The 13,553-nt window shown below is 61.5% G+C and carries 17 protein-coding genes; 3 read left to right on the top strand and 14 right to left on the bottom strand.

Features of this window, described 5'->3' with window-relative positions; all coding sequences use genetic code 11:
- The first annotated feature begins 54 nt into the window (after positions 1-54).
- Positions 55-309 carry a YdeI/OmpD-associated family protein gene (locus tag LZ536_RS00930; protein ID WP_249846438.1) on the top strand — a complete coding sequence of 85 codons (255 nt, stop codon included), beginning with the start codon at positions 55-57 and terminating at the stop codon, positions 307-309.
- 176 nt (positions 310-485) lie between these two features.
- On the opposite strand, the gene LZ536_RS00935 is transcribed toward LZ536_RS00930, so the two are convergent.
- On the bottom strand, positions 486-1,664 hold the full coding sequence (locus LZ536_RS00935; protein ID WP_249846439.1) for a vWA domain-containing protein: 1,179 nt from the start codon (positions 1,662-1,664) through the stop codon (positions 486-488).
- Between the two features lie 177 nt (positions 1,665-1,841).
- On the opposite strand from LZ536_RS00935, the gene LZ536_RS00940 reads away from it, so the two are divergent.
- Positions 1,842-3,242: a methyl-accepting chemotaxis protein gene (locus tag LZ536_RS00940; protein ID WP_249846440.1), complete on the top strand. Its 1,401-nt coding sequence runs from the start codon at positions 1,842-1,844 to the stop codon at positions 3,240-3,242.
- A gap of 52 nt (positions 3,243-3,294) precedes the next feature.
- On the opposite strand, the gene LZ536_RS00945 is transcribed toward LZ536_RS00940, so the two are convergent.
- The 8 genes from LZ536_RS00945 to LZ536_RS00980 form a co-directional block, all read right to left on the bottom strand.
- Positions 3,295-4,137, bottom strand: coding sequence for an AAA family ATPase (locus LZ536_RS00945; RefSeq protein ID WP_249846441.1), 843 nt, complete (start codon positions 4,135-4,137; stop codon positions 3,295-3,297).
- A gap of 23 nt (positions 4,138-4,160) precedes the next feature.
- Positions 4,161-4,829, bottom strand: a complete 669-nt coding sequence (locus LZ536_RS00950; RefSeq protein ID WP_249846442.1) for a DUF6975 family protein — start codon at positions 4,827-4,829, stop codon at positions 4,161-4,163.
- Positions 4,830-4,960: 131 nt separating this feature from the next.
- Positions 4,961-5,341, bottom strand: a complete 381-nt coding sequence (locus LZ536_RS00955) for an OmpA family protein (RefSeq protein ID WP_249846443.1) — start codon at positions 5,339-5,341, stop codon at positions 4,961-4,963.
- Positions 5,342-5,499: 158 nt separating this feature from the next.
- Positions 5,500-5,808 carry a PspC domain-containing protein gene (locus tag LZ536_RS00960; protein WP_249846444.1) on the bottom strand — a complete coding sequence of 103 codons (309 nt, stop codon included), beginning with the start codon at positions 5,806-5,808 and terminating at the stop codon, positions 5,500-5,502.
- 176 nt (positions 5,809-5,984) lie between these two features.
- On the bottom strand, positions 5,985-6,389 hold the full coding sequence (locus LZ536_RS00965; RefSeq protein WP_249846445.1) for a PilZ domain-containing protein: 405 nt from the start codon (positions 6,387-6,389) through the stop codon (positions 5,985-5,987).
- Between the two features lie 52 nt (positions 6,390-6,441).
- Complete coding sequence (locus LZ536_RS00970; protein WP_249846446.1) at positions 6,442-8,550, bottom strand: tetratricopeptide repeat protein; 2,109 nt, start codon at positions 8,548-8,550, stop codon at positions 6,442-6,444.
- A 72-nt stretch (positions 8,551-8,622) separates the two neighbouring features.
- Complete coding sequence (locus LZ536_RS00975) at positions 8,623-8,853, bottom strand: hypothetical protein (RefSeq protein ID WP_249846447.1); 231 nt, start codon at positions 8,851-8,853, stop codon at positions 8,623-8,625.
- Positions 8,854-8,998: 145 nt separating this feature from the next.
- On the bottom strand, positions 8,999-9,208 hold the full coding sequence (locus LZ536_RS00980) for a cold-shock protein (protein WP_249846448.1): 210 nt from the start codon (positions 9,206-9,208) through the stop codon (positions 8,999-9,001).
- Positions 9,209-9,423: 215 nt separating this feature from the next.
- On the opposite strand from LZ536_RS00980, the gene LZ536_RS00985 reads away from it, so the two are divergent.
- Positions 9,424-10,176, top strand: coding sequence for a hypothetical protein (locus LZ536_RS00985; RefSeq protein ID WP_249846449.1), 753 nt, complete (start codon positions 9,424-9,426; stop codon positions 10,174-10,176).
- A 477-nt stretch (positions 10,177-10,653) separates the two neighbouring features.
- On the opposite strand, the gene LZ536_RS00990 is transcribed toward LZ536_RS00985, so the two are convergent.
- From LZ536_RS00990 to LZ536_RS01005, 5 genes are all read right to left on the bottom strand, one after another.
- Positions 10,654-10,932 carry a hypothetical protein gene (locus LZ536_RS00990; RefSeq protein ID WP_249846450.1) on the bottom strand — a complete coding sequence of 93 codons (279 nt, stop codon included), beginning with the start codon at positions 10,930-10,932 and terminating at the stop codon, positions 10,654-10,656.
- Between the two features lie 29 nt (positions 10,933-10,961).
- Positions 10,962-11,420: a ubiquitination-like system serine protease family protein gene (locus LZ536_RS13150; protein ID WP_431357905.1), complete on the bottom strand. Its 459-nt coding sequence runs from the start codon at positions 11,418-11,420 to the stop codon at positions 10,962-10,964.
- Positions 11,366-12,553: a DUF6791 domain-containing protein gene (locus LZ536_RS00995; RefSeq protein WP_249846451.1), complete on the bottom strand. Its 1,188-nt coding sequence runs from the start codon at positions 12,551-12,553 to the stop codon at positions 11,366-11,368. Before LZ536_RS00995 ends, LZ536_RS13150 begins: the two co-directional genes overlap by 55 nt.
- Complete coding sequence (locus LZ536_RS01000) at positions 12,528-12,773, bottom strand: multiubiquitin domain-containing protein (protein WP_249846452.1); 246 nt, start codon at positions 12,771-12,773, stop codon at positions 12,528-12,530. Before LZ536_RS01000 ends, LZ536_RS00995 begins: the two co-directional genes overlap by 26 nt.
- 306 nt (positions 12,774-13,079) lie before the next feature.
- Positions 13,080-13,370, bottom strand: a complete 291-nt coding sequence (locus LZ536_RS01005; protein WP_249846453.1) for a hypothetical protein — start codon at positions 13,368-13,370, stop codon at positions 13,080-13,082.
- Between the last annotated feature and the right edge of the window lie 183 nt (positions 13,371-13,553).

Consider the following 13,553-nt stretch of genomic DNA (forward strand, 5'->3'; position numbering starts at 1 on the left):
GCGGATCGAAAATGGATGCTGAAACAAGTTCAGCATGACATACAGCGCTTATCTATGACCACGACCAAGACTCTTCCCGGCGGCGTCGTCCATGACCTTCCTGACGATTTGCAGGACGCGCTGATCCGCGATCCGGCAGCACTCGCGACCTGGCAGGACATCACCCCGCTCGCCCGCAACGAATGGATCTGCTGGGTCGAATCCGCGAAGAAATCAGAGACCCGAAGCAAGCGCATCACCTGGGGCTGCGAAAGCCTAAGCGAAGGCAAGCGCCGCCCCTGCTGTTGGCCGGGCTGCAAGCACCGCTGAGAACCGAAAGGCTAATGTCCGCTTTCCACCCAAAGCGGACATTAGATTTCTCTGTCCTACAGCGCGCCGCCTGTGCCACCGAGCCGATGGCTCATTCGCATCGTTATGATCTGCTGCCCTCGCGTGCGCGCCCACGCGCGTGCGTTGGGGAGCGACCTTAGCGACCTTTCGGCACCTTAGCGCTTCCGGCTGAGCTCGCGCATTGCGTCGTCCAGCCCTTCGAGCGTCAGCGGATACATGCGGTCGTGCATCAGCTGCTTTATCAGCTGGGTCGAATAGCTGTGGCCCCAATATTGCTCGGCCGTCGGGTTGAGCCACACCGCGGCGGGATAGGTGGTGGTCAGCCGGTCGATCCAAACCGCGCCGGCCTCTTCGTTCATATGCTCGACCGACCCGCCTGCATGGGTGATCTCATAGGGGCTCATCGCCGCGTCGCCGACGATCACGAGCTTATGGTCGTGGCCGAACTTGTGCATGACGTCGAAGGTCGGCGTCCGCTCGGCGAACCGCCGCCGGTTCTCCTTCCACACGCCCTCGTAAATGCAATTGTGGAAGTAGAAATGCTCGAGATGCTTGAACTCGGTCTTGGCGGCCGAGAACAATTCCTCGCAGAGCCGGACGTGCCCGTCCATCGAACCGCCGATGTCGAGGAAAAGCAGCACCTTCACCGCATTGTGCCGCTCCGGCCGCATATGGACGTCGAGCCAGCCCTGCCGCGCGGTGCCGTCGATGGTCGCGTCGAGGTCGAGCTCATCCGCCGCGCCCTCGCGGGCGAAGCGCCTTAGCCGCCGCAGCGCCACCTTGATGTTGCGCGTCCCGATCTCGCGGCTTGAGTCTAGGTCCTTGAACTCGCGCTTTTCCCAGACCTTGAGCGCCCGGCCGTGCTTGCCCGGACCGCCGATCCGAACGCCTTCCGGATTATAGCCGCCATGGCCGAAGGGGGAGGTGCCGCCGGTGCCGATCCACTTCGATCCGCCCTGGTGCCGGCCCTGCTGCTCCTCCAGCCGCTGCTTCAGGGCCTCCATAATCTCGTCCCAGGAGCCGAGCGACTTGATCGCCTCCATCTGCTCGGGCGTCAGGTAGAGTTCGGCCACCAGTTTCAGCCAATCTTCGGGGATCGCCTTGGCCGGGTCCTCCATCTCCTGGAGCACGCCCTTGAACACTTCGCCGAAGATACGGTCGAAGCGGTCGAGCATCGTCTCGTCGTGAACGAAGACGGAGCGGGCGAGATAATAGAATTGCTCGGGCTCAGCGGCGATGACCTCGGCATCCATCGCTTCGAGCAGCAGCAAATGCTCCTTCAGCGACGCGGGAATGCCGCCTTTGCGCAAAGCCTCGACGAAGGAGATGAACATTGAGGCTCTCACCGTCACCCCGGACTTGATCCGGGGTCTGCCTTTCTTTCGCGCTTCAAGAAGAAGGCGGATGCCGGGTCAAGCTCGGCATGACGAAAGGGTGCCGAGCTTGGTTAACCGGCTGGTGACAATTTCTCCCTACACCCACTGCGACCGAGAGTTGAGGAAGTGAGAGTTATGGCGACGGCCGGCATCGAGGAAGTGACCGAAAACGCGATCCGCGCGGTGGCGCGAGACTGCGGCTCTTTGTCGATCGAATGCAGCGACGTCGCGGGTTACGTCCAGGACGTCGCCGAGCGCATCAGCGTCCACCTGAACTCGCTCGACGATCTTGAGGAGGTCACGACCCGCCTGCTCACCGACCAGGCCCGCGTTTCCGACAGCACCGACGAAGCCCGCCTCCTGTCTGAGCAGGCCAAGGCCAAGCTGGATGCAGGCCGTGAGGCGATCGAGCAGACCATCGCCGGGTTCAAGGGCCTGACCGAGCTGGTCGTCCAGCTTGGCGAGCGCATGGCCGGATTCGCGACGGCAATGAACCAGGTCCAGACCGTCTCTTCGACCATCGAGACCATCGCCCGCAAGACCAACATGTTGGCATTGAACGCCACCATCGAGGCCGCCCGCGCCGGTGACGCGGGCCGCAGCTTCGCGGTCGTCGCCGCCGAAGTGAAGAAGCTGGCCCACGACACACGCTCGGCCACCAGCCAGATCGCCACCACCATCGGCGAGCTGACCCGGGAGGCCAGCGCCGTCACCACCGAGATCAAGACCGGCGTTGATCGCAGCCGCGCCGCCCAGCTGGGCTTCGCGCAGATCAACGACACCGTGAAGGAAGTCAGCGAGATCGTCGGCATGGTTGATCGCCAGACCGAAGGCATCGCCCACTCGACCAGCATGATCCAAACCAGCGTCGACCGCGTGAAGGCCGGCCTGACCGCCTTCGCCGGCGATGCCCGCGACAATGGCGGCCAGCTGATCAAGGCCCAGAAGCGCCTCACGCACCTCGAGCTTCTGTCGAACACCATGCTCGACACGCTCGCCAATTCCGGCGCCGAGATCGACGACACGCCGTTCATCTCCCTGGCTCAGGACGCGATGCGCGCCATCCAGCAGGCCGTCGAAGCCGGCATCGCTCGCGGCGAGATCGACGAGGACGCCGTCTTCGACCGCGACTATGTCCAGATCGAGGGCACAAACCCGCCGCAGTACAACAACGGCTTCGCCGACTTCGCCGACGTGCATGTCCGCACCGTGCTCGACCGCTTCAAGGCGCGCGACGGCCGCATCATCGGCTCTGCGATCACCAACATGGACGGCTATCTCCCGACCCACTTGTCGGAACGCTGCCATACGCCTGGCCCGGATCCGGTGTGGAACGACGAACATTGCCGCAACCGTCGCATTTTCATGGACGAGACGACGCGCAACGCCTGCAACAGCGACAAGCCGGCGATGCTCGCGACCTACCGCATGGAGCTCGGCGACAAATATATCCCGGTGAAAAACGTCTTCGTGCCGCTGTCATTCAACGGCCGCCGCTGGGGCAATTTCGAGCTAGCTTACCGGGACGATCGTTGAGCGCAGCTAGTGCGGGGCACTAGCGAGCACAGCGATGCGAAGCCTGTAAGGGTCAGCCGTTCCGCCGCGCCATGAAGGCGAGGCGTTCGAATAGCATCACATCCTGCTCGTTCTTGAGAAGCGCACCGTGCAGCGGCGGGATCGCCTTGGTCGGATCCCGGTTCTGCAGCACGTCCAGCGGCAGGTCTTCGTGCAGAAGCAGCTTCAGCCAATCGAGCAATTCGCTGGTCGAAGGCTTCTTCTTCAAGCCCGGCACATCCCGGACTTCATAGAAGATATCGAGCGCGCGGCTGACCAGGATCTTCTGGATGCCGGGAAAGTGGACGTCGACGATTCGCTCCATCGTCTCGCGGTCCGGGAACGAGATGTAATGGAAGAAGCACCGGCGCAGGAACGCGTCGGGCAGTTCCTTCTCGTTGTTCGATGTGATGACGACCACCGGTCGCTCCGCTGCCCGGACCGTCTCGCCGGTCTCGTAGACGTGGAATTCCATGCGATCGAGCTCCTGGAGGAGGTCGTTCGGGAATTCGATGTCGGCCTTGTCGATCTCATCGATCAGCAGCACCGGAAGCTCGGGACTGGTGAAGGCGTCCCACAGCTTTCCGCGCTTGATGTAGTTGGCGATATCGTGGACCCGCTCATCGCCGAGCTGTCCGTCGCGAAGCCTAGCCACCGCATCATATTCATACAGGCCCTGGATCGCGCGGGTCGTCGACTTGATGTGCCACTCAATCAGCGGCGCGCCGATCGCCCCGGCGATTTCATGGGCGAGAACCGTCTTGCCGGTGCCGGGTTCGCCTTTGACGAGCAGCGGCCGCCGCAACTTGACGGCGGCATTGACCGCGACCTTCAGGTCATCGGTGGCGACGTAATTGGAAGTGCCTTCGAAGCGCATGAGGCCGCACTAAGCGGCGATGGCTAGTCCTGTCGAGCCTCGGCACGCGCTTCGAGTAGGTCGAACAGGGCACGGTGCTGGAGCAGGAGCTGCTCGGAGCCGAAGGCCAATGCGCGCTCGGCGCCCGGAGTATCGGCGCCTGCCGTGATGGCCTGAGCGACCGATTCCTCATCGGGGAGAGTGCACGCCGGAATGTCGATGCCGGCGCGATTGGCGGCGCGGTCGAGCAGGCGGCGAAGCGAACGCCAGTCTTCAACGAGCGCAGTTGCGGCGCCCAGGGCGCAACCTTTGCGCTCGGAGGTCGCAAGGGTTTCCAGTGCGTGGCGTTGAGCAGCGATCGCCGATTCGGTTTGCGCCGAGCCGGCCGTCGAGGGTTGCGGGCCGACAGCGGCGGTCAGGCGGACGAGATAGAGACGTTCCCGCTCGAACGATTCGGCAGCGTCCTTGACCCAATTGGCGGCACCGCCGGCGGTCCCCGACTGTACGACGAGGTCGGTCAGGCCCGGATGGCGGCCGTAGAGATGACAAAGGAGGTGAACGGCGTCGGCAAGGTCGCGCGCGGACGAAGGGCCCGATGCGGCGAGGAGCGAAGCCAGCTGCGGATGGCGCGCGGTCCCAGCATTGGCGACGCGTGCAAACTGCGCCTCCACGACACCGGGCTGGTTGCGATCGACTGCCGCGTTTGCCGCCATTTTCTTCACTCTCCCTGCCACATGGCTGGACACTATCGACCGGCTTGTAATGGAAGGGCGTAAAGACACGGTTTCCGTCGCCTTCATGATTTGGTGAGCGAGGTTAAATTCTGCCTCGAAACGGGACGGAATCAGCGCCATTCGACGCTGACAAAGCGATTGTCAGGTTTGGCCGAGGTTTTTTGAGCGGCATTGCGAATCTGGATCCGGCCGCGATCGATGCCGTTCTTGGCCAAAACGGATGCCACATTGGAAGCCCTGACCGCGCTGAGTCTCGTCTGTTCGTCAGGGTCGGCATGGCCGATGACGGTGGCGCGGGCCGACGGGCATGCCTCGAGGGTGGCGACGGCGAGGAGCACCTGCCCGACGGCGTCGAGGTCAAGTTGCGTCCTGCCCGGAGAGAATCGGACGAAGACTCCATCCTTGCAGGACTTCACCGGTTCGGCTGGCAGGGCGCAGGAGCTCAACAACATCGGCACGCCGGCAACAGCGAGAAGCCCCCCAATTCGCATTTCCCAGTCCTCGGCAGCACTGACAGAGCGGGACGCAACAAGGCAATTGTTTCAACCAGTGCAGCCGGAGAGGTCAAGCGGGTTAAATGATAAATTAACAAGGAGGGCGGGGCGTCGCTGAGGAAGCTGCGACGCCCCCGGGGGTGGAGGTTGAAGGCTTAAGCGGCGATCAATTCCGGTTCGCGATCCCCTGTGACATCCATCGCTTTGGCTTCGACCAAGTGAGTGGCGGCCGGCGCGGCCTTGCCGATGTCGGCGCGCTTGTCCGGGAAGGCGAAGCGGATGGCGGCGACGAGAATGCCGAGGCCCAGATAGGTGCCCATGACCAGTGCCGGGTTCCAGAACATCGGGATGCAGAAAGCGACCCTCAGCCAGTTCGGGTTGAACCCAAAGTCCTGGCCAATCGCCTCGCAGACGCCAAGGATGGTGTCGTTGCGGAGCATGAGGTTGGTCGTCTTGGCGGTCATCTGGTCAGGTCCTTCATTTGCCTTTGCGGAGCGGCGGTGCCGCCCGATGCAAATCAATAAGCAAGGGCCGTGCCAGATTAGTAAGTATTTGATTTACAAGACATTGCTGCGTCGCAGCGCATGGTGAAATTTGCCAATTCGTGCTTCAGGTTGGCGAAATCCGCCAAGCTTGAGGGTTAGAAGCCCGCGTAAGCCTGCCAGTCTTCGGCGCCCAGTTGGTCCTCGCGGCTCACTCCATCCATGGCCACGGTGCGGCCGCGGCTCTGGAAGGTTGCGAGCTGGCGGTCGCTGAGCGGCGCATCGAAGACGATCCCGCAATTATGGCCGCGGACCCAGCGGACAATCCCGAAGATCTGGACGTCGGAAACCTTCAGCCAGACTTCCTGCCCGCGGTACATCGGCTCTGGCATGGTCATCTTGGCACCGGTGTTGGAGACGTCGAGCAGGGTCACGGGTCGCGAACAGTTCAGCGCCTGCAGCGAGGCCGACAGGCGCACGGCGCTGCGTCCGGCCTTGCGCTGACCGCCAGGAACATCGAGTCTTTTGCCGAATGCCATGTTGCCCTTGGACCCGCGCTTCAAACCAACCCCCTCACATCCAGGGGTCTTTTGCCAAGAATGGGTTAAGGGCCGTTTATCCCGACTGGTTAACAGGGCGCGCTGCGACCTCGAAATCGTTCGCCGGTTCCCCATTCACCAAACGTCCGAATGCGTCGTCATATCCAGCTTCGATCGCCCGGGCGAAGCGCGGCGCGTCGAACAGGGGCGAGCTGTCAATTGTCGCCCTGAGCTTGCCGCGGATAGCGGCGAGTTGCTCGGGATTGCGCGCCAGGTTCAGGGCCATCGCTTCGTAATCCGTTTCGCTCGTCGTGATCAGTTCAGCCATCCCGGCGGCCGTGAGTATGATCGCCGCCACGCGTGCCGCGAAACCGTCTCCCAGCTTCGTTACCAGCGGTAGCCCCGCCGCCAGCGCATCGCTCGCCGTCGTGTGAGCATTGTACGCAAATGTGTCGAGGAACAGGTCGGCCAGTGCCTGACGGTCAAGATGGTCCGGAACCGACGCGGGCGGCGCGAAAACGAGGCGGTCGGCGGATACGCCGCGTCGCTCGGCCTGGACCCTAAGGTTACGCTCAACGTCCGGCGTTGGTGCAAGGAGCCAAAGGACGCTGCCGTCGACGGCCTTCAGCAGCCGCATCCAGATGTCGAACTCTGGTGGTCCGATTTTGTAGCTGTTGTTGAAGCAACAGAAGACAAAGCCATCTTCCGGAAGCCCAGCCTCGGTGCGGGTTGGTACTTGCTTCGCAAGGCTGCGGCGGCCGTTGGGCTGGTAGCAATCCGGCAGCAGAATGAGCTTTTCCGAATAGGCGTCCCGCCATTGGGGCGGGCAGACGATCGGGTCGGCGATCATGTAATCCATGAACGGCGCGCCGGTGGTGCCTGGATAGCCGAGAAAGGTCATCTGCAATGGCGCGGCGCGATGGGCAAAAATGCCGAGACGGGAGCCCTCTGTGTAGCCTTGCAGGTCGACGGCGATGTCGATGCCGGCCTTGCGGGAGGCAGCGGCGATGGCCGCGTCCGACAGGGTGGAGACGTCGGTGAAGCGGTCGAATGCCGCCTCCAGCCGGCGCCGCATCGGATTGTCCTTCGGCGGCCCGTAAGAGAAGGCATGGAGTTCGAACCTGTCACGGTCATGGGCCTCGAACAGTCCGACGGCGAGCTGCATCACCGCATGCTCGGTATAGTCGAAAGAGAAATAGCCGATCTTGAGCCGCTCGGGCCGGGTCGTGGGCGCGGCAAGCGGTGGCGCGACCTTCGCGAAGGTCTGGGCAGCGAAACGCCGGGAGCGCTCCAGGTGCCGCATCGGCGCATCTTCGAGGCCGAGGACTGCGAAGGGCGGGATGATGCCTCCCTCAACGCCGAGCCGGGGCAGCAGCTTCATGTCCGCCTCCAGCGCATCCCAATCACATTTGCGGGCCAGGAAATGCATACGCTGGGCCCGGGCGAGGGCATTGCCGGGATCGACCTCCAGCGCCCGGCTGAAGCTGGCGATGGCTTCGTCCCGGCGGCGCAGGCTGGCGAGGGCGACGCCGAGGTTGAGATGCGCCAGCGCAAAGCCGGGCCTCAAGGCGGTGGCCTGTTTCAGGCACTGCACTGCCTGTTCCATCTGGCCGAGAGTCACGAGCAAGGTACCAAGATTGTACCAGGCTTCGACGTATGTCGGCTGCAGCTCCACGGCCTTGCGGTGACAGGCGATGGCGTCGTCGTTGCGGCCCAGGTCGCGATAGGCGTTGCCAAGATTGCTGATCGCCTGTGCGGAGGCGGGATCCTGCTGCATGGCGCGGTGGAAATCCGCCACCGCATCCTGCGCGCGGCGGAGGTCGAGCAAGGCGATGCCGCGATTATTGTAGCAATCGGGAAACGTCGGCTGCGCCTCCAGCGCCTGGTCGAACCAGCCCAGTGCCTCTTCCTGGCGGCCGCAGTTGCGGCAGACGAGGCCCATGTTGTGCAGCGCCTGCGAGTCCGCGGAATTAAGGCGCAGGGCCTCGCTCAGCGGCTGTTCGGCCTCGGCGAACTTGCCGAGATGGACCAGCGCCGCGCCCAGGTTGTTCTGCGCCGGCGCCAGGTCCGGGTCGAGCTCGACCGCGCGGCGAAAGCAGGCCGCCGCCTCCTCGAACTTGCCGGCACTGACCATGCCAAGGCCAATACCGTTCCAATCCACGGCTTTCGCCGACCGCTCGCTCATGGGGCGAGCCTTAGCAGCGGTTATCGCCGCCGCTAGAGGCCAAAAGTCGCAAGAGCTGCAGCGAAATCGCCCTTAGGCCACCGGCTCCGCGGCGGCGGCAGCCTCGGCGGCTTTCGCCGCGTCGCTGGCCTTGGCGACTTCATGCGCGACCCGCATCTTCTCCGTGCGCTCGGCGCGCTCGGCCATCACCGTCCAGGCAGATTCGGCGCGCAGGCAGCGCTCACGGACGTTGGCGAGCGTCGCCTTGTCCGCATCGGCGCGGGCTTCGGCGGCGCGCTGGAGGTAGATGTCACGGTCTTTCATTCAACATTCCTTCCCGCCGGGGCCGTCACGGGAGTGAATCCCGTGACGTCAGTCCTGACCGCTCGCGCGGCAGGCTGGCCGGCTTTCGCGAGCTCTTCGCGCCGCGCCGCCGGCGTTTCACGCCGGCGTCGCTGCGCTCGGTTGCTTAGCTGGCGTCCTGAAGGTTGACGGCGCGAGCCTTGCCACGCTGGTCGGTCTCGACGTCGTAGGTGACCTTCTGGTTGTTGCTCAGCGTGCGGAGGCCCGCGCGCTCGACATCGGTAATGTGGACGAAGCTGTCGGTGCCGCCATCATCCGGCGAGATGAAGCCGTAGCCCTTGGTTTCGTTGAAGAATTTTACGGTGCCTGTCGGCATGGGAGATTTTCCTTTCACTTGCGAGGACCGCCAATCGGTCCCCGGGCGCTAGGAGTAGCGAAGCGAAGGAATGAGGAGCCGCAAAGCGCCTGTAGACCGTCAATTTGCGACTAGTAGCTGCATCCCATGTAGGGCGTCCGACCCGAAATAGCGAATCCGGGGCTTTTCTCCCGACCCGCCAATGCTGCTAAGCTCGGCGGAAAGGGGGCAGGGTCATGGCGCTCAACTTGCGACCGGCGCACGGATGGAGGGCATTTGCCGGCGAGGTCGGAGTGATCGTCCTCGGCGTCCTGATCGCTCTGGGTGCACAACAAGCGGCCGAAGCCTTGAACCAGCGGAGCGAGGCGGCGGAAACCCGGACCGCGCTCACCAACGAGATCGAGGAATCGCTCGGCACCCTGGAGCTGCGGCGTGCGGCCCAGCCGTGCATCGACAAGCGCCTGAAGGAACTGCGCGGGCTCGTCGATGAATGGGGCCGCACCGGCAGCTACAAGACGCCGCGCTGGGTCAGCCAGGCGACCTGGTTCGCGATCGGGACCCAGCGTTTCGACGCCGCGGAATCCGCGGGGCGGCTCGCACTGCTGCCAGCGGAAGAGCAATATCGGCTGGGCTTCATTCACGGCGCGCTGGTCAATTATCGGGCGGTCCAGGACCGGGAGAGCGAGGCCTGGGGAAGCCTGAGGATGCTGCAAAGCGGCGCCGACACATTGTCGCCGACCGATCGGACGGCGATCCGGCAGGCGCTGCAGGAAGCCTCGACCCTCAATTACTTCATCAAGATCCGGGTGGGCCAGAGCCTGGAGCAGGCGGCCAAATATGGCTGGAAGCCCGACATGCGACGCGCGAAGGACACGATGAGGCTGGCATGGAAGGACGGCAAGTTCGTGCCGTCGGTCTGCCTTCCCATCGACACGCCGCCCGAGGTGGCGAACCGCCAGGCGAACCAGAGGTATGATCTGCCGGAATAAGCGAGCTGCCGAGTGCAGGGGAGGGATTGCATAGCAATCGCGAGGCAGCACGAAGAGACAGTGAGCCTCGGCCAGCCTGCCGCGAAGCGGACCGGACTGACGTCACGAAGTGAGCGGCAGCCATGCGCCAGCATGGCGAGAGCGAGCGGATGTGGCGGGGGCGTTGTTTCAGCGAAGTTCGCAGCCCGATGCGGCGCGAGGGTAACACCAAACCCTACCAAAACGGGGGGTTGTTACCTGCGTTACCTTTGCTGCTGCGGGCGACACGGTGACACCCCAAGCCTGTGAAAACGGGGGGTCGTCAACTTCGTCAACTTTGCCCCGTCGCGGGGCGGGTGGTTGAGGCCCGGATTCGACAATCTGAAAGAGCAAAGGGACGCTGGCACAGGGGACGCCCTGTAGGACAGCGAAATCGTGTGGTTGGGGCGGCGGGTCGGGGAATTGAGTGAGCTGTCGTCGTAATTCCCGTAATTTCTTTCACCGTAATTGCGCTTTGGCATCCAACCAATCAATCATATGCATGAAGAAGTTGCGATTGCTATTGTCGATAAAAGTATTGAGCCTAGTCATTAAGACGACTGTGCCGATTACTACCGCTGCGTAATCCCACCCACTCAAATGCCGTGCCAAGAAAGCTACGGCAGCGAACACCACTAGATCCATTACCTGGATCTGTCGGTGATCTCTTTTATAGTCGCGCTGGAGCGCTTCATAGACCCCTTGTCGATCCGCATACGCGAACAGATTCTTGTGCACGGCATCACTCCCTTCAAGGCTAGGGTACCTTACCGAAATAGTCCAATTATACTGTCGAGTGCCTTCCGAATACGTCGCCATGCTGGCTGGAGAGAATCAATTGGATCGCTCTTCGCACTTCGGAATCTGCGCTCCTTCGCCGCGGCGTCTTGAACTTCCTCATTTGACCAAGTGCGGCTGGGAATGACCCGCCCATCCCTTATCCAATAGTGTGATCGACAGGGCAGATTCCAATTGCCTATCGAAGGATAGAGGGAAGGCCCTCGGCTCGATTCATCCAAGCTCCAATCGATGTTGCCGATTGGGGTGATCACCCGTTCTCCGCAGCCGCAAGCGCACAAGTGCGCCGCAACCCTAAACCGCTCGCTGAAGTAGATAATGCCAGGTTCCAAAACCTTCGGCAGGCGTTCGACGCGTTCTAATTCCAGGCGGTCTAACACGGATATCTTATCGTGGAGCCGGTTTGGACCGTGAGCAGGCTCTGCCATGTTTGTGGCATCTCCGCGTAGTAACCAGCATATTTCTTGAACATCATCACCGCCGTCGCCGCATTTAGCGCATTCAGGTCTGCGGTCTGAATATTCGTATGATAGATATTCTCGGCCACCTCGTGCGCGGGGGTCGTGAATTCGGCTTCTATCATGGGGCGAGATTCGGGACGGCTCAATGTAGTCCGAACCATTCCAGTTAAGCCGGCGGCGCTGCGATCCAGACCCATTCCGGTGTCGATGAATGGAATGTCTTTCTCGAGCAGCAAAGTTGCGAGTTCTCTTCGGACCCCTTCTTTGTCCACACACACGAACACGAACGTGAGTCCTTCCAGCAGCTCGGCATTCGCCGGACTCACAGCCACGTTGTGGTGTTCCACCCTCTTGTGAGATCGAAGATATCGATGCGCCAACAGTTCTGCCTTTGGCCGCCCTAAATCCTCTCGGATCGCGGGCCCTGGGCTGCGAAAGGTGTTGTGAACTTTCAAAATGTCAGGATCGAACACGACAATCTTATTTACGGGAGACTTGCTTAGTAAGTCGACGATGAAGCTGCCAGTTCCACCAACCCCGATCACTCCGACTCTATGAGCCAAGAGATTTTCTCGTAAATCCATCACAGCAGCTCTGGCCGAGTGTTCATCATTAAAAACAAAAGGATTGTTGTCGTCCTCGACCGAAAGCACGTTTACAAACGGCTTAAGTTCGACATCAGGATATAGATGGCGGACAGGTGCAGTTATAGCGTCGAAGTGGTGTCGAAACTTCTCGTAGAAATCAACATAGTCCCGAGCTTGTCCATTTTCAGTTTTTTTGAATGACCAGAACCAATCGGCATTCACATTGTCAAAAATTAGTCTGTTGTCGGGACCGCCACCAAGTACCAATTGAGTACCATCAATGTTACTCGGGGTCCCACCGGAGAAGAGGAACTGATGCAGAAACGGGGATTGCCCTGCCACGCCACCCGCTTCCTCCGAAATCGCGTCGATTAGGAGGCCATGTTGAACGGTCAGGTTGGCATCCAAAAAAGGTACGCGACCCACGATGAAGGCTCCGTGCCGATACAGCGTGAAACCTTCATCCAGGAGCCTTTGGAAGCTGTCGTTATGAGAAGGCGGTAAGAGAGACATTGAAGATCATGCCCTTGTGGATCTCAACTTCACCCTTCTTGGGCAGATCTTTGTCCTCTCCGCTTTGCCCCGCTTGGTAGGTAACCTTATAGCCGGCGTTCAAATCTGCTCCTTCACCAAAAGCGAGCTGGACGAGCCGATCAAACGTGATCTTTCCCTTGGGCTCGTTGTGGCTGTCGGTGTTGACAAATATCTCTACAAGATGTTCGTGGTCGTTCATCTCTTGTTCTCCTCACAAGATAAATGAGACACGTTTTGTTCCGCGTCAAGATCGCGTGACTCAGACGTAAGAAGGGGCTGATTTTTTGAGACGTGCCTCGTCGCCCTCCATCAAGAGGCGTTCGGCACAGGCCCACTATAGCGTCTCAATTTCCGACGCGCGAGTATGCAAGAACGACTGTCACGCGAGTGAATTGTGGAGTCAGTCGAGTTCACCTTGCGCTGACCCGCCGGCCGGCTTTCGCGTCCCCGCCACACAAAGGAAAAGGGGGCCGCGAACGGCCCCCGATCCATCCTCGTTCCAGAGTCACTTGGAGGCCATGAAGGCCTTCTGGTTAAAGCCGTCCCCGAGCGTCACGCCCTTGGGAAGCTCGATCGACCTGGCGGCACTGGCGACGGCCTCCGACAGCGACTTGCGCAGATGCTCGTTGGCGAGGTGGCCGATGCCCTCGTTGATTATCGCGAGAATATCGAGGTCGTCGAACAGGCGGAATTTCGGATCGGGATCCGGTTTCTTCCAATGCACGATCTCGCGGTAACGCGGTAGGCACAGCTCCGTGCCGTTGTCCAACCTGACGGTGTATCCGGCGCATGACATAGTGACGTCCCTTTCCATTGAAGGTCGTCCGAGGCGGTCGAAGCGGCGAATAAAAAAGCTCGCCTGAGCGCCTTTGGGCGACTCAACCGAGCGGGGGTCTATTTAATCTAAATTAAGGGACTGGGGAAGGGCGAGCAGTGGCCGAATCTCGCGCGGTGGGATAAGTCTCTGCCGGTCGGGAGT

The organism is Sphingomonas alba (assembly GCF_023516555.1).
Taxonomy (GTDB): domain Bacteria; phylum Pseudomonadota; class Alphaproteobacteria; order Sphingomonadales; family Sphingomonadaceae; genus Sphingomicrobium; species Sphingomicrobium album.